This window comes from Microbacterium sp. M (assembly GCF_045181065.1).
Lineage (GTDB): Bacteria > Actinomycetota > Actinomycetes > Actinomycetales > Microbacteriaceae > Microbacterium.
Genome location: NZ_CP173721.1, coordinates 2,035,356 through 2,051,161 on the forward strand (window position 1 = coordinate 2,035,356; position 15,806 = coordinate 2,051,161).

Sequence of the window (15,806 nt, forward strand, 5' to 3'; positions counted from 1 at the left end):
TCGCAGCGGTTCCCACATCGGTGGCGCACCGTCAAGGGGTTCGATCCCGCGGGTGCGCCGCCCTACGGTGGCGTGATCGAGGGAAGGAAGAGCACATGAGCGATCCGCAGAACACCCGTGGCGTACCCGGGGAAAGCGAAGAGGCGGACACGGCCTCCGGCGGCCCGCCGGAGCGCACAGATGGAACGAAACCGGAGCCGGAGACCGCCGATGGAGCCGGTGACGACGATGGGGCCGGTGACGACGATTCAGCGGAGGAACGGGTCGACGAAGGTCATTGACCAGCCCGCATGAACTCCTCGGCCGCGCGCACCTGGGCATCCGATGGGCGGATGCCGGTGTAGAGGACGAACTGCTCCAGCGCCTGCAGCGTCGCCACCTCGGCGCCGCTGATGACCGTCTTCCCGGCGGAATGCCCGGCCACGACGAGCGGTGTCTCGGCGGGTAGCGCGACGACGTCGAACACGACGGATGCCGCAGCCACGGCGCTCTCGGGAAATGCCAGCGCGTGCTCTTCCGGACCGCCTGCCATGCCGATCGGCGTGACGTTGACGAGGATCTCCGCCGTCTGCTCCCCCACCTCGGGGACCCACGCGTAGCCGTACAGATCCGCCAGGGCCCTGCCGACCTTCTCGTTGCGCGCCACGACCGTGACATCGCGGAATCCGGCGTCCCTGAAGGCCGCCGTCGTCGCCTTGGCCATGCCTCCAGAGCCGCGTAGGAGCACAGAGGACTCCGGCTCCAGACCATTCCGCTCGATCAGTTGGGCGATCGCGGAGTAGTCCGTGTTGTACGCAGTGAGCACTCCGTCGTCGTTCACGATCGTGTTCACGGAGTCGATCGCCGTCGCCGACCGATCCATCCGGTCGACGAGCGCGATGACCTCTTCCTTGTACGGCATCGAGACCGCGCATCCTCGGATGCCGAGTCCGCGCACACCGGCAATGGCCTGGGCGAGATCCGTGGGTGCGAACGCCTTGTAGATCCAGTTCAGCCCCAGCGCTTCATAGAGGTGATTGTGAAAGCGCGTTCCGTTGTTGCTCGGTCGCGCCGACAGCGAGATGCACAGCGTCATGTCCTTGTTCAGCATGGTCACTGCATCAGGGTACGCCGTGATGAATCCGTCCCCGTATCAGAGCGCACCGACGCCGAACACGAGCCCCAGCAGGTAAGTGATCGCCGCCGCACCGAACCCGATCGCCAGCTGACGGAGCGCCCGGCGCAGCGGCGGACCTCCGGAGAGGATGCCGACCATCGCACCGGTCGACAGCAGCGCGATGCCGACGAGAACCAGCGCCAGCACGATGGCCGCGGTGCCCTGCATCCCGAAGATCCATGGCAGCACCGGCACGATCGCGCCCGACGCGAAGAGCAGGAAGCTGGAGATCGCCGCCGTCCAGTCGCTGCCGACGATCTCATGGTCGTCTCCGGAGGTGCGGATCGGGCCGGTGGCCGCCGCTCGCACGCCGGCCTGGGCGGCCTCGACGATGCGGTGAGCCCTTCTCAGCGCCTCGGCTTCGTCCATTCCCCGCGCGCGATAGACCAGCGCGAGCTCGTTCTCATCGATGTCGAGGTCGGCGGCGGAATCATGCGCGTCGTCGTTCGCCTCCGTCGACGCCAGCAGTTCTCGCTGCGAACGGACCGAGACGAACTCCCCCGCCCCCATCGACAGCGCACCCGCCAGGAGCCCTGCGATGCCGCTGAAGAGGACGAAGCTCGCGCTCACGCCGGTGGCACCGATGCCGAGCACCAGCGCCAGGTTGCTCACGAGGCCGTCATTCGCCCCGAAGACGGCTGCGCGGAACGATCCCGACAGCCGGCGTCGCCCGCGCGCTGCGAGCCCGCGCACGACCTCGTAATGGATCTTCTCGTCGGCGCGCATCGCCGGGGTCGCGTACTGCTCCGTGTCGTACGGCGAACGCGCCTCGGCGCTCTGCGCCAGGGCGAGGACGAAGATCGAGCCGAAGCGGCCGGCCATCCAGCCGAGCATGCGTGAGCGGATGCCGGCGCGGGGAAGCCTCTTCGGCTCGCCGCCGAGCAGGTCGAGCCAGTGCTGCTCGTGTCGCCGCTCCGCATCTGCGAGGCTCAGCAGGATGTCGCGCTCCTCCCCCGTCCGGCGCGCGGCGAGCTTCTGGTAGACCATCCCCTCGGCCCGCTCCTCGACGAGATACCGAGCCCAGCGGCGGCGGTCGGCCGGGGTCGGCTCGGCGGAAACGGGCGCGCTCATCAGTTCTCCTGAATCGGTTGAGGGGATGCGTCAACGCTATCGACGCGATGCGCTCCGCCTCGCCGGAATCCGCGGATTGACAGCATTTCGGGCGCCCGAACAGCGCGTCGGCTCCGCGCCGTTCAGCGACTCTTCACGCGCTTGCGCAGGACGTCGATACGCGACTGCAGCTGCGTCACCGTCGCCTGCGCCACCGCGGGGCCGCCGCAGATCCTGCGCAACTCGGCATGCACGGCACCATGCGGCTCACCGGCCTGTCGCGCGTAGAGTCCGACGAGGCTGTTCAGCAGCTGGCGCTGCTCGCGCAGCGTCCTGTGCAGGGGCGCGGGGAGGGTCGTGACCGCTTCCGGTCCCTGCTCGGCCTCACGTGCCTCCCGCAGCTTCGATTGACGGGCGGTGCGCTGCATGAGCAGTTCGTGCACATGCTCCGGCTCGAGGAGTCCGGGGATCCCGATGAACTCCTCCTCCTCCGGTGTCCCCGGCTCGGCCAGCTGTCCGAACTCCTGGCCCTCGAAGACGACGCGGTCGAAGTGCGCCAGCGATGAGATCGCCTGATAGCTGAACTCCTGCGTCAAGGCATCCGACGCGTCGTCCTCTCGATTGGCGCTCTCCAGCAGCGAGTCGTCGAGTCCGTCGTCGTCTTTGGACTGACGATCCAGCGCGTGATCGCGCTGCTTCTCCATCTCGTTCGCCAGTCCCATGAGGACCGGCACATTCGGCAGGAAGACGCTCGCCGCCTCACCACGGCGCCGCGCACGCACGAAGCGCCCGATGGCCTGCGCGAAGAACAGCGGGGTGGACGACGACGTGGCGTACACGCCCACCGCGAGCCGTGGGACGTCGACGCCCTCTGACACCATGCGCACAGCGACCATCCAGCGGGCATCGTTCGCGCTGAACTTCTCGATCCGCTCTGAAGCCGCCGCATCGTCGGACAGGACGATCGTGGGCTGCTGTCCTGTGATGCTGTGCAGGATCTTGGCGTAGGCGCGCGCGACGGTCTGGTCGGTGGCGAGCACCAGGCCCCCGGCATCCGGAACGTGGTGACGGATCTCGGTCAGCCGCCGGTCGGCGGCGGACAGCACCGCCGGCATCCACTCGCCCTCCGGGTCCAGCGCCGTGCGCCAGGCCTGGGAGTTGACGTCCTTCGTGTTGTCCTGGCCGAGGTGCGCTTCGAGTTCGTCACCGGCGCTGGTGCGCCAGCGCATCTTGCCGGAGTACATGTGGAACAGCACAGGGCGCACGACACCGTCCGCGAGTGCGCGGCCGTAGCCGTACGCGTAGTCCGTGCTCGAAATGCGCGAGCCGGACTCGTCGGGAAGATACTCGACGAACGGGATCGGTGCCGTGTCGCTGCGGAACGGCGTGCCGGAGAGCAGCAGCCGGCGCTTCGCCGGTCCGTAGGCATCCCGGATCGCATCGCCCCAGCTGAGTGCGTCGCCGCCATGGTGCACCTCATCCAGGATGACGAGCGTCTTGGCGTCCTCGGTGAGGTGGCGATGCACGGACGACTTCGCAGCGACCTGCGCATACGTCACCACCACGCCGTGGTAGTGGGATGCCGGGGCCCAGTGGCTGTTGCGGAAACGCGGATCGAGGCGGATGTGCACTCTGGCCGCGGCATCCGCCCACTGGGTCTTGAGATGCTCGGTCGGAGCGACCACGATGATGCGGTTCACCTCGCCCATGCGCAGCAGCTCGACGGCCAGCGTCAGCGCGAACGTGGTCTTTCCTGCGCCGGGCGTCGCCGCGACCAGGAAGTCGCGCCTGTCCTCCTGGAAGTACTGATCCAGCGCTTCTTGCTGCCATGCCCTCAGCTTGTTCGCGGTACCCCACGGGGCGCGCTGGGGAAAGGACGGAGAGAGCATCGACTCCACGATAATCGCTCCCACGGACACCGGATGCACGCCTCCCCCGTGCCGGACGGCCGGCCGGTAGAGTCGATGCTTGCGAGGCCGCGATCCCTGGCTTCGCGAGCTTCTGAGGAGAGTGCGATGTCCGATCTGGAATCATCCCGGACCCCCTTCATCCCGAACGAGGGCCCGCACCCGTGGCGGCGATTCGTGGCCGTCGGAGACTCGTTCACCGAGGGCATCGGCGACCCCGACCCTGCTGCGCCCGGCGGGCACCGCGGCTGGGCCGATCGGGTCGCGGAAGTCCTCTCCCAGCAGGTCGACGACTTCGCATATGCGAACCTCGCGGTCCGCGGCAAGCTCATCGCGCAGATCGTCGCCGATCAGATCGAGCCGGCCGTGGCGCTGCGCCCCGATCTCCTCTCGATCTGCGCCGGCGGCAACGACGTGATCCGCCCAGGCACCGATCCCGATGCCATCGCCGTCCAGCTCGAGGATGCGGTGGCCCGCCTGGCATCGACCGGCGCGGCCATCGTGCTGTTCACCGGCATCGACACGGGCTTCACGCCGGTCTTCCGCGCGTTCAGGGGCAAGGTCGCCATCTACAACGAGAACGTCCGCGCCATCGCCGACCGGCACGACTGCATCGTCGCGGACCAGTGGGCGCTGAAGACCATTCAGGACTCGCGCTTCTTCGACGACGACCGTCTGCACCTCAACGCTCTCGGCCATCACGAGGTCGCCCGTATGGTGCTGCGCGCCCTGAACGTGCCGAATGAGCTGCAGGCGATGCAGCCGGATTCGTTTCCCGTGCGCACCTGGCGCGCCGCGCGCGCGGAGGACCTCGGCTGGGCCCGTGAGCACCTCGTGCCCTGGGTCCTGCGGCGGCTGCGCCACCAGTCATCCGGCGACGACATCGCGGCGAAGCGGCCGGATGCCGTGCCCTACGAGATCCGCGCGACCGAATAGGGGCCCATCGCACCCGCCGATCCTGTGATCGGGAGCGCTGCTCGAAGGGAGCAGGCTCTCGACCAGGAGGTCATGCGATGAGCTGGTGGAGATGCTTCTCCTTGCGGCAGCTGTTCACTGATCAGAGCACGGAGAACTGGGTCGCCAGGGCACGGACGTGGAAGACCAGGGCGCGCATCCGACGGTGGTCGCGAGCCGAGAACGCCAGCCTGTGGGTGGCGCTGTTCGGCGTCGTGCTCCTCGCGATCGCTCCCTTCGTCACGGTGGCACTCCTCATCGCGCTCGGTATCGCAGGCGTCGAACGCACCGACGTCTACTGGTGGATCTGGGGATTCAGTGCGGGCATCCCGGTCGCCGGGATGCTCGGCAGCGCGATCAGCTCCGCACGACTGGACGAAGCGCGCTACGCCGACGGCCACGTGTCAGTCGGCGTGGTCGAACGGGTGGTCGAGCATCCGGGCGGGGGCGATGATCACACCTGGTATCAGCTGCATGTCAGCGCCGAGCTGCCGGACGGCATCGCCCTGCGACGGCGGCTGCACTGGCCCGATGATGGGAACGATCCGCGCCGGCTGATCGGCGGGCCCATCCGGTTCCGGCACAACACGTTCGATCCCGACGACCTGCAGGATTATCTCTACGACGGCATCCCCTAGTCTCGAACAGATGCCTGCCAACAGACTCGATGCCGTCACCTCGGAGCAGGAACGGGTCTCGACGGAGAAGAACGGCGGCGCGCCGCGTCGTGCCGGCCTGCTCATCACGGCCGTGCTGTGTCTGCCTGCTGCCGTACTGCTGACCTGGCCACAGGCCCTCGGCGCACAACAGCTCCCCGGCATCGCCCAGCTGATCGCCTTCCGCGCCCCGCTGGCACTTGGGCTCCTGTTCGGCGCCATCGTCGCTGCAGCGGCGTTCCTGCTGCTTCGACGACGAACCCGCTTGCTCTCGAACATCGCCGCAGCGCTCGCGGCCGTCGCTCTCGCTGCAGCGATCGGGAACGCCGCGGTGCTCCTGGCCCGCGGAAGCTCCGAGTCGAGCGTCACGGGACACGAGGACAGCGCCCTGACGGTCCTGGCGTGGAACACCCAGGGCGGAGCCACATCACCGGCGGACGTCGCCGAGCTCATTCTCGAGGTGGACGCCGAGATCGTGAGCCTGCCGGAGATGGACGAGGACGCCGTTGCGGAAGTCGCACGCCTCATCGCACGTGAAGGACGGCGGATGACGCCGGCCACCACGCGCACCGTCGAGAGCTCGCCCGGAGAGTCCTGGATCCCGACCTCGCTGCTCGTCGTCGACGAACTCGGTGCCTACGAACTCGACGGGGCCGCCGGTGCAACGCCCGGCCTTCCCAGTGGAGTGTGGCGCCCGGTCGGTGGAGAGGGACCGGCGATCGTCGCCGCGCACCCGGCACCGCCGCTGCTCGAGAGCATGGATGACTGGGCAGCAGGACTGCGGTGGATCGCCGAGCAGTGCAGCGCGCTCGGGCCGGACGTCATCGTCGCCGGCGATCTCAACGCCACGATCGATCACCTGGATCTCAGCAGCTGCCGGGATGCCGCGGCCGAGGCGGGGACGGCCGCCGCCGGCACGTGGCCGTCCACCGTCCCGGTCTGGGCGGCATCACCGATCGATCACGTTCTCGTCGGCCGTGCGTGGACCGTGCTCGACGCCCGGGTCATCGCGCCTTCGTCCTCCGGCGGCACCGACCATCGCCCGATCGTCGCGGTGCTCGAGAAGCACTAGGGCGTGCCCGACCTTCGGGGAGACGCACGTCACCGGACCGCGTAGAACGCCACCGCCGACGACGCTGCGACGTTCAGCGAGTCGACGCCCGCCGTCATCGGAATCGTGACGCGCCGGTCCATGAGTTCCTCAGTGCTCGGCTTCAGACCGTGCCCTTCACTGCCGAACACGAGAGCAAGCCGCTCGTGCCCCGCTGCGACCAGGTCGTCGAGCGGGACCGCACCGTCTCCCAGCGTCATGCCTGCGACGACGAAGCCGGCATCCTTGAGTTCCTGGACTCCGGCGGGCCAGTCCTCGATCCGCGTCCACGGCACCTGGAACACCGTCCCCATCGACACGCGCACCGAGCGCCGGTAGAGCGGGTCGCCGCAGTCCGGTGTCACCAGGACCGCATCGACGCCCATCGCCGCCGCCGACCGGAAGCACGCGCCGACGTTCGTGTGATCCAGCAGTCCCTCCAGGACGGCGATCCGAGAGCGGCGCGCACGCCCGGCATCCTGCAGCACCTGCGCTACAGAAGCCAGCGCAGGGCGGTGCATGGATGCCAGTGCACCGCGATGCACCGCATACCCGGTGACGCTCTCGGCGACTTCATCGGGGACCAGATAGACGGGCACATCCCGATCGCCGAGGATGGCCCCGATCCCCGCGACCCACCGCTGCTGCGTCATGACCGAGCGCGGCCGATGGCCGGCATCGCACGCGCGCTCGATGACCTTGGCCGACTCGGCGATGTAGAGTCCGCCGGCCGGTTCCTGCACGCGACGCAGCGCGGTGTCGGTGAGGTTCCGGTAGTCGTCGAGCCGCGGGTCGTCGGCGTCGGTCACGTGCTGGAGGTCCACTCGTCCACTCTGCCACCTCGGCGTCTCCGGCCCTGAAGTCCTTGTCCGCGCAGGCCCGTCGCCCTACCGTGGGTGCGAGGAGAGGATGTTCGATGGCTGAGGCCCCACGCGACGCGCAACGGATGCTGCAGATCTGGCCGACGATCGTCGGCGTCGTGTTCGCTGCAGCGCTCATCCTGATCCTGTACATCGGCCTCGCCGACACAGACATACCAGGCGAAGTGCTCATCGCCGCAGCGTTCGTCTATCTCGGCTCAGCCGCGCTGGGGCATCGCGCAGCCGCATGGCCCCTTTTCTGCGCCACCTTCGTTCTCATCGGGATCGGGATCGCGGTTGAGCCCTTCTCACCGTTCTGGACGATGATCGTCATCGTCGCGGCCCTCGTCGTCTACGGCCTCGTCCGCGGTCGACTGCAGCCGACCTGGGGACTCCCGCTCCAGGCGGTCGCGATGCTCGTGGTGATCGCTCTCGCCCTTCTCGTCCCCGTCCTCCCCGCGCCGTGGGGCGCCGTGCTCGTCGGCACGGGACTCCTACTGCACGCCGGTTGGGATGTCCATCACCTCCGCACCCGTCGAGTGGTCGCATCGACGATGGCGGAGTTCTGCGTCGCACTCGACACCTGCCTCGCCGTCGGCGTCGTCGTGCTCGCCCTCCGGTGAGCTCGCCGGAGCAAGACGCTTTAGACTCGCTCAGGGAGGTTCCGTGAGCGTGACGATGACTGCCGATCTGGCTGACGGCGTCGCGCGTACCGTCGAGCTGCTGCGGGGCAAGCGGATCGCCGTGCTCACGGGCGCCGGAATCTCCACCGATTCCGGCATTCCCGCCTACCGCGGCGAAGGCGCTTCCGTCCGCGCGGATCCGATGACCGCGCAGCGCTTCCTCGCGGACGAGTCGGCCCGCCGACGCTACTGGATCGGCGGTCACCTGGGCTGGCATGCGTTCGCGCAGGCCGCGCCGAACGCCGGTCACCTCGCACTCGCCGAGATGGAACGCGACGGCGTCGTCAGCGGAATCATCACGCAGAACGTCGACGGACTTCATCTGCGGGCCGGCAGCTCGCACGTGATCGAGGTCCACGGCACCATGCGCCGCGTCGTGTGTCTCCAGTGCAGTCAGGTCTTCGATCGCCGCGACGTCGCCGCACAGATCGAAGAGCTCAACCCGTGGATCACCGTTGCGGAGAACATCCCGCTGAATCCGGACGGCGACGTGACCCCCGCTACAGCCGACGGCTTCGTCGTTCCGGCCTGCACGGTCTGCGGGGGGATGCTGAAGCCCGACGTCGTCTTCTTCGGCGAGTACGTGCCGGGTGACCGCTTCCGTTCGGCCGAATCGCTGCTGCGTGCCAGCTCCGCCATGATCGTCGCCGGCTCCTCGCTCGTCGTGAACTCCGGGGTCCGACTCGTCGAGCGCGCCAGGCGCCGCGGCATCCCGCTCATCATCATCAATCGCGAACCGACCAGGGCTGATCCCTGGGCGAACGTGACGCTGGCCGGCGGCACGAGCGATCTCATCCCCGCGATCCAGGAGCAGCTTTCGTGACTCTGATCACTCTCGTCCGACATGGCCAGACCGACTGGAACCTCGACCGCCGCATCCAGGGGTCGACCGACATCCCCTTGAACGAGACGGGCCGAGGGCACGCCCTCGAAGCGGCCGCCGCACTGGCGGGCGGCACGCACCATGCGATCTACGCCAGCCCGCTGGTCCGCGCGCACGAGACCGCCCGGATCATCGCCGGTGAGATCGGACTGGGCGAGCCGGAACTGGTCTCCGACCTGCGCGAACGCGAGTTCGGCGAGGCCGAGGGGATGCTGGTCGCCGACTACATCTCGACCTACGGCGACTGGCACGCCGATGTACCCGGTGCCGAGACGTTCGACCAGGTTCGCGACAGGGCCCTCGGCGCCCTGGACATCATCGCCAGAAGCTCACGCCGCCGCTCGGCGCCGGTCGCGGAGTCCGTGATCGTCGTCGCGCACGGTGGGGTGATCCGGTCTCTGCTGGATCACGCTTCCGGTGGGACCATGCCGTTGATGGGTGTGCCGCTCGCCAACGGTTCGGTGCACCGGTTCGAGGCGTCGCCCGGCGTGCTGCGGCTCCTGGAGACCGTGCCGGTTCAGTAGGCGCTGGCGCGGCGGAGAACACCGCGAGCGTGGCGCAGCACCGGCTCGTCGATCATGCGGTCGTCGAAGCGGAAGACCCCGCGTTCGCCGACCGCGGCCGCCAGCACGGCCTCGGCCCATGCGACCTCGGCCGCATCCGGGCAGTATGCGGCACGGATGACTGCGACCTGACCGGGGTGGATGCACGCCGTGGCGGAGAACCCGCTGGCCGCGGCATCCGATGCCTCCGCCGAGAGCCCGTCGAGATCGTCGATCGCGATGTGCACGGCGTCGATCGCGGCTTTGCCCCGCGCGCCGGCCTCGAGCAGCACACGCGAGCGCGCGAAACGTGCGATGTCCCGGTATCCGCCACCCGGTCCGCGGCTGGACGTGCCGCCGAGCGAAGCGACCAGGTCCTCGGCGCCCCACATGAGCCCGATGACGCGCTCATGCTCTGCAAGACGATCGGCGGCCGCGACACCGCGGGCCGTCTCGCACAGCGCGATGAGTGCGAACCGTGCATCGAAGGCATCCAATGCCGAGGCGTCCTCGGCCTTCGCGACCATGACCGTGCGGAAATCGGTCTGCGCCACAGCTGCCAGATCGGCGGCGAACTCGCCGGAGTCGACGGCGTTGACGCGCACGATCACCCGGCCGGGATCCAGGTCCGTCTCGCGGAGGTTCCTGCGCGCGGCATCCTTGTCCGCCGGCGCCACGGCGTCCTCGAGGTCGAGGATGACGGCATCCGCCCTGTCGAGCGCCTTCGCGAAGCGCTCCGGCCGATCGCCGGGGCAGAACAGCAGCGCCGGGCCGAGTTCGAACGTCATGCGTCGCCCTCGGGAAGGCAGCGCACGAGCACGGTGCGGGTCGCCGTCGCGACCACCGTGCCGTCCTGGTTGCGTCCGGTGTGCGCGATCGTGCAGATGCCCTGACCGGGGCGCGAGGACGACAGGCGCTTGTCTGTGACGATGCTCTCGGTCGAGAGGGTGTCGCCTGCGAAGAGCGGATGCGGGAAGCGGATGTCGCTCAGCCCGAGCTGCGCGACGAGCGTCCCCTGCGTCAGCTGCGCCACCGATGAGCCGACCATCGTCGACAGGGTCCACATCGAGTTCATCAGCGGGCGGCCGAACTCCTGGGTCGCGGCGTACGCGGCATCCAGATGCAGCGCCTGCGTGTTCATCGTGAGGGTGGTGAAAAGCACGTTGTCGGCCTCGGTCGCGGTGCGCCCTGGACGATGCAGGTATGTCGCACCGAGGTCGAACTCCTCGTAGTACAGGCCCCGCTGCACGATCACGGTCATGATTCCACGCTACCCGGCGAGCCCGAGCGCCCGCGCGATCACGAGCAGCTGCACCTCGGTCGTCCCCTCGCCGATCTCGAGGATCTTCGAGTCGCGATAGTGCCTGGCGACGGGGAACTCGTCCATGAAGCCGTTCCCGCCGAAGATCTGGGTCGCGTCACGCGCATTGTCCATCGCGGCCTCCCCCGCCACGAGCTTCGCGATCGCCGCCTCCTCGCCGAAGGACTTCCCGGCATCGCGCAGCCGCGCCGCGTGATGCCACGCGAGCCGCGCGGTGTGCACCCGAGCACGCATTCGTGCGAGCGTGAACTGGGCGTTCTGGCGGGTGCTGAGCGCGGCGCCGAACACGGTGCGGCTGCGCGCGTAGGCCGTCGCCTGCTCGAGACATCCCTCCGCGGCCCCGGTGGAGAGAGCGGCGATCGCGACGCGCCCCTCGTCGAGGATGCTGAGGAAGTTCGCGAACCCGCGCCCCTCCTCGCCGAGCAGGTTCTGCTCCGGCACCCGGGCGTCGACGAAGGTCAGCGGATGCGTGTCCGAGGCCCGCCACCCGAGCTTGTCGTACGGTGGCTCGACCGTGAACCCTGGCGTCCCGTTCGGCACGACGATGGTCGAGATCTGCTTGCGGCCGTCGCGCTCGCCGGTGACGGCCGTCACGGTCACGAACCTCGTGATCGGAGTGCCCGAGTTCGTGATGAACTGCTTCGCACCGTTGATCACCCACTCGCCGCCGTCGCGTCGGGCCGTCGTGCGGGTCGCCCCCGCGTCACTGCCCGCCTCCGGTTCGGTGAGTCCGAATCCGGCCAGGGCGCGTCCGGTGAGGAGGTCCGGCAGCAGTTCGGCGCGCTGCGCGTCGGTGCCGAACCGGAACACCGGCATGGCTCCGAGGCTGACGCCCGCTTCGAGGGTGATCGCGATCGATTGATCCACTCGGCCGAGCGCTTCGATGGCGATGCCGAGCGCCATCAGATCACCGCCCTGGCCGCCGACTTCTTCGGGGAACGGCAGGCCGAACAGCCCCAGCTCCCCCATCTGCCGGACGACATCCATGTTGAGCGTGTGGGTCCGGTCGGCCTCGTACGACTGCGGAGCGACGACGGTGTCGGCGAAGTCGCGCACCATCGCGGCGAGCTCGCGTTCTTCTTCGGTCAGGTCAGTCATGGTTCTCCTCCGCCTCGACGCGCGCGACCGGTTGGTCGCGTCGCACCTGATCGCCCTGCGCGACCAGGAGGTGCACCGTGCCGTCGTGCGGCGCGAGCACCGGATGCTCCATCTTCATCGCCTCGATCGAGGCGATGATGTCTCCTGCGGACACCGGTGCGCCGTCGGCGACGTGCACAGCGACGACGCTGCCCGGCATCGGTGCTCGGACCTCGGGGTGGGTCGCGAGAGCTTCGGGATGCTGAGCCGCCAGCCGCTGATCCATGGCCTGGCGCCGGGTGAGCGGGCGCAGGCGGGCCGTGCGGCCGGCCTCGGAGACCCAGACCGAGCCATCGGGGGCGAGCGCTGCTTCGACCGGAGCGCTTTTCGACTCCTCGCTGCGCTCGTCGCTCAACGAGCGAGAGGGTGTGAGCTCGTTCGCCCGGTCGGAGTGGGTGGGGGCGGGTGCAGGAACGCGGAGGACGTCGCCGTCGTCGGTCAGGAACGCGACGCCGCCGTCGCCGGCATCTTCACCGCTCAGCCGCCAGCCCGGCAACGAAGCCCACACCTCTCCCCCGCGAGACGTGCTCTGCGAGGCGAGACGTGGTCTGCCGGGCTCGCTCCCACCGCCCAGAGTACGTCTCGCGGCCGCCAGCATGAGTGGGGACGGCGGCGCGGAGGCGAAGGGCAACAGCGTCTCGATGAGGCCGGTGTCCAGTTCACCCACGACGACGCGCTCATCGCGGCACAATGCGCGCAGGAACGCGATGTTGGTCTCGACTCCGAGCACGAGGGTCTGCGCGAGCGCCTCGTCCAGACGCGCGAGCGATGTCGGACGGTCGTCGCCGTACGCGATGATCTTCGCGATCATCGGATCGTAGAACCCGGTGATCTCCGATCCCGTCTCGATCGCGGCATCCACCCGTACGCCGTGAGGAGCGACGAACCGCAGGACGTCCCCCGTCGAGGGCAGGAAACCCCGCTCCGGCGCCTCCGCATACACGCGTGCCTCGATCGCATGACCGCGAGCCCGCGGGATCGACGGCAGCGACTCGCCGGCCGCGACCCGCAGCTGCAGTTCGACGAGATCCAGGCCGGTGACCGCCTCGGTGACGGGATGCTCGACCTGCAGACGCGTGTTCATCTCGATGAAGAACATCTCGCCCGCGGCATCCGCATCGATGAGGAATTCCACGGTCCCTGCACCGACGTAGTCGACGCTCGCGGCGACGCGCACGGCCTCGTCCCAGAGCCGCTCCCTGAGAGGTTCCGGGATGCCGGGTGCCGGCGCCTCCTCGATGACCTTCTGATGCCGGCGCTGCAGGGTGCACTCGCGTTCGCCGATCGCGACGACCGTCCCGTGCGTGTCGCCGAACACCTGGACCTCGAGATGACGGGGCCGGCCGATGAGACGCTCCAACACCAGCGCGTCGTCGCCGAAGGATGCCGCGGCCACCCGGCGCGCCGAACTCAACGCCGACGCCAGGCCACCGGCATCCCGCACGATCTCCATGCCCTTGCCGCCGCCGCCGGCGCTGGGTTTGACGAGCAGCGGGTATCCGATCCCGGCCGCATGGACGGCGATCTCGGCATCCGAGAGCCCCGCCGCATCGAACCCGGGGACAACCGGTACGCCGCGCTCGGAGACGTGCGCACGAGAGCGCGCCTTGTCGCCCATGATCTCCAGCGCCCTGACGTCCGGACCGATGAACACCAGACCTTCCGCTGCGCACGCCTCCGCGAGGGCGACGCTCTCGGAGAGGAATCCGTATCCGGGATGAACAGCCTCGGCGCCGCTCTCACGCGCGGCAACGATGATGGCCTCCACGCGGAGGTACGAGTCGGCCGCCGAGGACGGACCGATCCACACGGCATCATCGGCCTCACGGACGTGAGGGGCGCCGGCATCCGCGTCGGAGAACACCGCGATGCTGCGGATGCCGAGAGCCCGAAGGGTGCGGATGATCCGGCGGGCGATCTCGCCGCGGTTCGCGACCAGGACGGAGGAGAACACGGGCATCACATCCGGAAGACGCCGAAGCCCGGCGCAGGCAGTGGGGAACGGGACACGACATCCAGCGCGAGTCCGAGCAGGTCGCGGGTGCGATCAGGATCGACGATGCCGTCGTCCCACAGTCGCGCTGTGGCGTAATAGGGCTCGCCCTGACTCTCGTACTGGGCGCGGATGGGCTCCTCGAACGCCGACCGCTCTTCGGGAGTCCACGACTCGGCGCGTGCCGTGAGCTGGTCCTCTTTCACCGTCGCCAGCACGGACGCCGCCTGATTGCCGCCCATGACCGAGATCCTGCTGGCGGGCCAGGTCCACAGGAACCGGGGCGAGTACGCCCGCCCGCACATCGAGTAGTTCCCGGCGCCGAAGGACCCTCCGATGATCACGGTGAGCTTGGGCACGCGGGTCGTCGCGACGGCCGTGACCATCTTCGCGCCGTCCTTCGCGATGCCGCCGGCCTCGGCATCCGACCCCACCATGAAGCCGGTGATGTTCTGCAGGAACAGCAGCGGGATGCCGCGCTGATCGCAGAGCTCGATGAAATGCGCACCCTTGAGCGCCGACTCGCTGAACAGGACGCCGTTGTTCGCGACGATGCCCACCGGGTGGCCGTGCAACCGGGCGAATCCCGTCACCAGGGTCGTGCCGTAGTCAGGCTTGAACTCCAGCCAGGATCCGCCGTCGATCAACCGGACGATGACCTCGTGCACGTCATAGCCCGCGTTCACATCGACCGGGACGACGTCGTGGAGACTGCCGCTCTCCGCCGGCGGCAGGGCCGGCCCGACCTCCCACGCCGGCACGGGTGCGACGGGCAGCGTCGCCACGATGTCGCGGAGGATCTCCAACGCGTGCTCGTCGTCTTCGGCGAGATGGTCGACCACGCCGGAACGGCGGGCATGCAGCTCTCCCCCGCCGAGCTCCTCGGCGGACACGATCTCGCCGATGGCGGCCTTCACGAGCGGCGGTCCCCCGAGGAAGATGGTGCCCTGCCCGCGCACGATCACGCTCTCGTCGCTCATCGCCGGAACATAGGCGCCGCCGGCGGTGCAGGAGCCCAGCACCGCTGCTAGCTGCGGGATGCCGGCAGCGGACAGCCGTGACTGATTGAAGAAGATGCGACCGAAGTGATCGCGGTCGGGGAAGACCTCGTCCTGCTTGGGCAGGAACGCGCCGCCCGAATCGACCAGATACAGGCACGGCAGACGATTCTCGAGAGCGATCTCCTGGGCGCGGAGGTGCTTCTTGACCGTCATCGGCAGGTAGCTGCCGCCCTTGACCGTCGCGTCGTTGCACACGACCATGACGTGGCGCCCGTGCACGAGACCGATGCCCGCGATGACGCCGGCGCCTGGGACCTCGGAGTCGTACATGCCTTCCGCAGCCAGCGGCGCCACCTCGAGGAAAGGACTGCCCTCGTCGAGCACGCGGGCGACCCTCGCGCGCGGCAGCAGTTTGCCCCGTTCGACATGCCGGCGGCGCGAGGCCTCCGGCCCCCCGAGCGCTGCGTGCGCGAGTCGCTCGCGCAGCTGTTCGGCGAGCTCGCGCTGCGTCTGTGCCACCGTGATGTCCTCCTCGACCCACGAAAACTGGTGCCCGACCATGCGGGTCGGTTA

The 15,806-nt window shown here is 69.0% G+C and carries 16 protein-coding genes; 7 read left to right on the forward strand and 9 right to left on the reverse strand.

The window, feature by feature from the left end; translation table 11 throughout:
• The first annotated feature begins 95 nt into the window (after positions 1-95).
• A complete protein-coding gene (locus ACI7YT_RS09820) occupies positions 96-281 on the forward strand; it encodes a hypothetical protein (RefSeq protein ID WP_406245345.1) in 186 nt (61 codons plus the stop codon).
• On the opposite strand, the gene ACI7YT_RS09825 is transcribed toward ACI7YT_RS09820, so the two are convergent.
• The 3 genes from ACI7YT_RS09825 to ACI7YT_RS09835 form a co-directional block, all read right to left on the reverse strand.
• A complete protein-coding gene (locus tag ACI7YT_RS09825; protein ID WP_406245346.1) occupies positions 275-1,096 on the reverse strand; it encodes a shikimate 5-dehydrogenase in 822 nt (273 codons plus the stop codon). The two genes, ACI7YT_RS09820 and ACI7YT_RS09825, sit on opposite strands and share 7 nt — an antisense overlap.
• A 36-nt stretch (positions 1,097-1,132) precedes the next feature.
• The gene (locus ACI7YT_RS09830; RefSeq protein WP_406245347.1) at positions 1,133-2,227 is read right to left on the reverse strand and encodes a VIT1/CCC1 family protein; all 1,095 of its coding nucleotides are present in this window, start codon (positions 2,225-2,227) and stop codon (positions 1,133-1,135) included.
• A gap of 122 nt (positions 2,228-2,349) precedes the next feature.
• Entirely contained in the window at positions 2,350-4,095 is a 1,746-nt protein-coding gene (locus tag ACI7YT_RS09835; protein ID WP_406245348.1) for a DEAD/DEAH box helicase, read from the reverse strand.
• A gap of 126 nt (positions 4,096-4,221) precedes the next feature.
• On the opposite strand from ACI7YT_RS09835, the gene ACI7YT_RS09840 reads away from it, so the two are divergent.
• From ACI7YT_RS09840 to ACI7YT_RS09850, 3 genes are all read left to right on the forward strand, one after another.
• Positions 4,222-5,049, forward strand: a complete 828-nt coding sequence (locus ACI7YT_RS09840; RefSeq protein ID WP_406245349.1) for an SGNH/GDSL hydrolase family protein — start codon at positions 4,222-4,224, stop codon at positions 5,047-5,049.
• Between the two features lie 77 nt (positions 5,050-5,126).
• On the forward strand, positions 5,127-5,705 hold the full coding sequence (locus tag ACI7YT_RS09845; protein ID WP_406245350.1) for a hypothetical protein: 579 nt from the start codon (positions 5,127-5,129) through the stop codon (positions 5,703-5,705).
• Positions 5,706-5,715: 10 nt separating this feature from the next.
• Positions 5,716-6,795, forward strand: coding sequence for an endonuclease/exonuclease/phosphatase family protein (locus tag ACI7YT_RS09850; protein WP_406245351.1), 1,080 nt, complete (start codon positions 5,716-5,718; stop codon positions 6,793-6,795).
• Positions 6,796-6,824: 29 nt separating this feature from the next.
• On the opposite strand, the gene ACI7YT_RS09855 is transcribed toward ACI7YT_RS09850, so the two are convergent.
• Positions 6,825-7,637 (reverse strand): TrmH family RNA methyltransferase, encoded by an 813-nt coding sequence (locus ACI7YT_RS09855; protein ID WP_406245352.1) that lies wholly within the window; start codon positions 7,635-7,637, stop codon positions 6,825-6,827.
• Between the two features lie 92 nt (positions 7,638-7,729).
• On the opposite strand from ACI7YT_RS09855, the gene ACI7YT_RS09860 reads away from it, so the two are divergent.
• Genes ACI7YT_RS09860 through ACI7YT_RS09870 form a run of 3 tightly spaced genes read left to right on the forward strand, consistent with a single transcriptional unit; the run spans position 7,730 to position 9,763 of the window.
• The gene (locus ACI7YT_RS09860) at positions 7,730-8,296 is read left to right on the forward strand and encodes a hypothetical protein (RefSeq protein WP_406245353.1); all 567 of its coding nucleotides are present in this window, start codon (positions 7,730-7,732) and stop codon (positions 8,294-8,296) included.
• Between the two features lie 55 nt (positions 8,297-8,351).
• Positions 8,352-9,179: a Sir2 family NAD-dependent protein deacetylase gene (locus ACI7YT_RS09865; RefSeq protein WP_406250561.1), complete on the forward strand. Its 828-nt coding sequence runs from the start codon at positions 8,352-8,354 to the stop codon at positions 9,177-9,179.
• Positions 9,176-9,763 (forward strand): histidine phosphatase family protein, encoded by a 588-nt coding sequence (locus ACI7YT_RS09870; protein WP_406245354.1) that lies wholly within the window; start codon positions 9,176-9,178, stop codon positions 9,761-9,763. Before ACI7YT_RS09865 ends, ACI7YT_RS09870 begins: the two co-directional genes overlap by 4 nt.
• Here ACI7YT_RS09870 and ACI7YT_RS09875 read toward each other — a convergent pair.
• From ACI7YT_RS09875 to ACI7YT_RS09895, 5 genes are read right to left on the reverse strand one after another with little or no spacing between them, the layout of a single operon-like run.
• The gene (locus ACI7YT_RS09875; protein ID WP_406245355.1) at positions 9,757-10,569 is read right to left on the reverse strand and encodes an HpcH/HpaI aldolase/citrate lyase family protein; all 813 of its coding nucleotides are present in this window, start codon (positions 10,567-10,569) and stop codon (positions 9,757-9,759) included. The genes ACI7YT_RS09870 and ACI7YT_RS09875 overlap by 7 nt on opposite strands.
• Positions 10,566-11,042 (reverse strand): MaoC family dehydratase, encoded by a 477-nt coding sequence (locus ACI7YT_RS09880; protein WP_406245356.1) that lies wholly within the window; start codon positions 11,040-11,042, stop codon positions 10,566-10,568. The genes ACI7YT_RS09875 and ACI7YT_RS09880 overlap by 4 nt, the downstream gene beginning before the upstream one ends.
• Before the next feature lie 9 nt (positions 11,043-11,051).
• Entirely contained in the window at positions 11,052-12,200 is a 1,149-nt protein-coding gene (locus tag ACI7YT_RS09885; protein WP_406245357.1) for an acyl-CoA dehydrogenase family protein, read from the reverse strand.
• Positions 12,193-14,199, reverse strand: a complete 2,007-nt coding sequence (locus tag ACI7YT_RS09890) for a biotin carboxylase N-terminal domain-containing protein (protein ID WP_406245359.1) — start codon at positions 14,197-14,199, stop codon at positions 12,193-12,195. The genes ACI7YT_RS09885 and ACI7YT_RS09890 overlap by 8 nt, the downstream gene beginning before the upstream one ends.
• Positions 14,199-15,794: a carboxyl transferase domain-containing protein gene (locus tag ACI7YT_RS09895; protein ID WP_406245360.1), complete on the reverse strand. Its 1,596-nt coding sequence runs from the start codon at positions 15,792-15,794 to the stop codon at positions 14,199-14,201. The genes ACI7YT_RS09890 and ACI7YT_RS09895 overlap by 1 nt, the downstream gene beginning before the upstream one ends.
• Positions 15,795-15,806: the final 12 nt, after the last annotated feature.

What these genes read in the sequence shown, in the direction of transcription:
- ACI7YT_RS09885 (WP_406245357.1), bottom strand. Translation starts at nt 12,200, where the DNA reads ATGACTGACCTGACCGAAGAAGAACGCGAGCTCGCCGCGATGGTGCGC.
- ACI7YT_RS09820 (WP_406245345.1), top strand. Translation starts at nt 96, where the DNA reads ATGAGCGATCCGCAGAACACCCGTGGCGTACCCGGGGAAAGCGAAGAG.
- ACI7YT_RS09890 (WP_406245359.1), bottom strand. Translation starts at nt 14,199, where the DNA reads ATGCCCGTGTTCTCCTCCGTCCTGGTCGCGAACCGCGGCGAGATCGCC.
- ACI7YT_RS09860 (WP_406245353.1), top strand. Translation starts at nt 7,730, where the DNA reads ATGGCTGAGGCCCCACGCGACGCGCAACGGATGCTGCAGATCTGGCCG.
- ACI7YT_RS09840 (WP_406245349.1), top strand. Translation starts at nt 4,222, where the DNA reads ATGTCCGATCTGGAATCATCCCGGACCCCCTTCATCCCGAACGAGGGC.
- ACI7YT_RS09875 (WP_406245355.1), bottom strand. Translation starts at nt 10,569, where the DNA reads ATGACGTTCGAACTCGGCCCGGCGCTGCTGTTCTGCCCCGGCGATCGG.
- ACI7YT_RS09850 (WP_406245351.1), top strand. Translation starts at nt 5,716, where the DNA reads ATGCCTGCCAACAGACTCGATGCCGTCACCTCGGAGCAGGAACGGGTC.
- ACI7YT_RS09865 (WP_406250561.1), top strand. Translation starts at nt 8,352, where the DNA reads ATGACTGCCGATCTGGCTGACGGCGTCGCGCGTACCGTCGAGCTGCTG.
- ACI7YT_RS09845 (WP_406245350.1), top strand. Translation starts at nt 5,127, where the DNA reads ATGAGCTGGTGGAGATGCTTCTCCTTGCGGCAGCTGTTCACTGATCAG.
- ACI7YT_RS09880 (WP_406245356.1), bottom strand. Translation starts at nt 11,042, where the DNA reads ATGACCGTGATCGTGCAGCGGGGCCTGTACTACGAGGAGTTCGACCTC.
- ACI7YT_RS09830 (WP_406245347.1), bottom strand. Translation starts at nt 2,227, where the DNA reads ATGAGCGCGCCCGTTTCCGCCGAGCCGACCCCGGCCGACCGCCGCCGC.
- ACI7YT_RS09835 (WP_406245348.1), bottom strand. Translation starts at nt 4,095, where the DNA reads ATGCTCTCTCCGTCCTTTCCCCAGCGCGCCCCGTGGGGTACCGCGAAC.
- ACI7YT_RS09895 (WP_406245360.1), bottom strand. Translation starts at nt 15,794, where the DNA reads ATGGTCGGGCACCAGTTTTCGTGGGTCGAGGAGGACATCACGGTGGCA.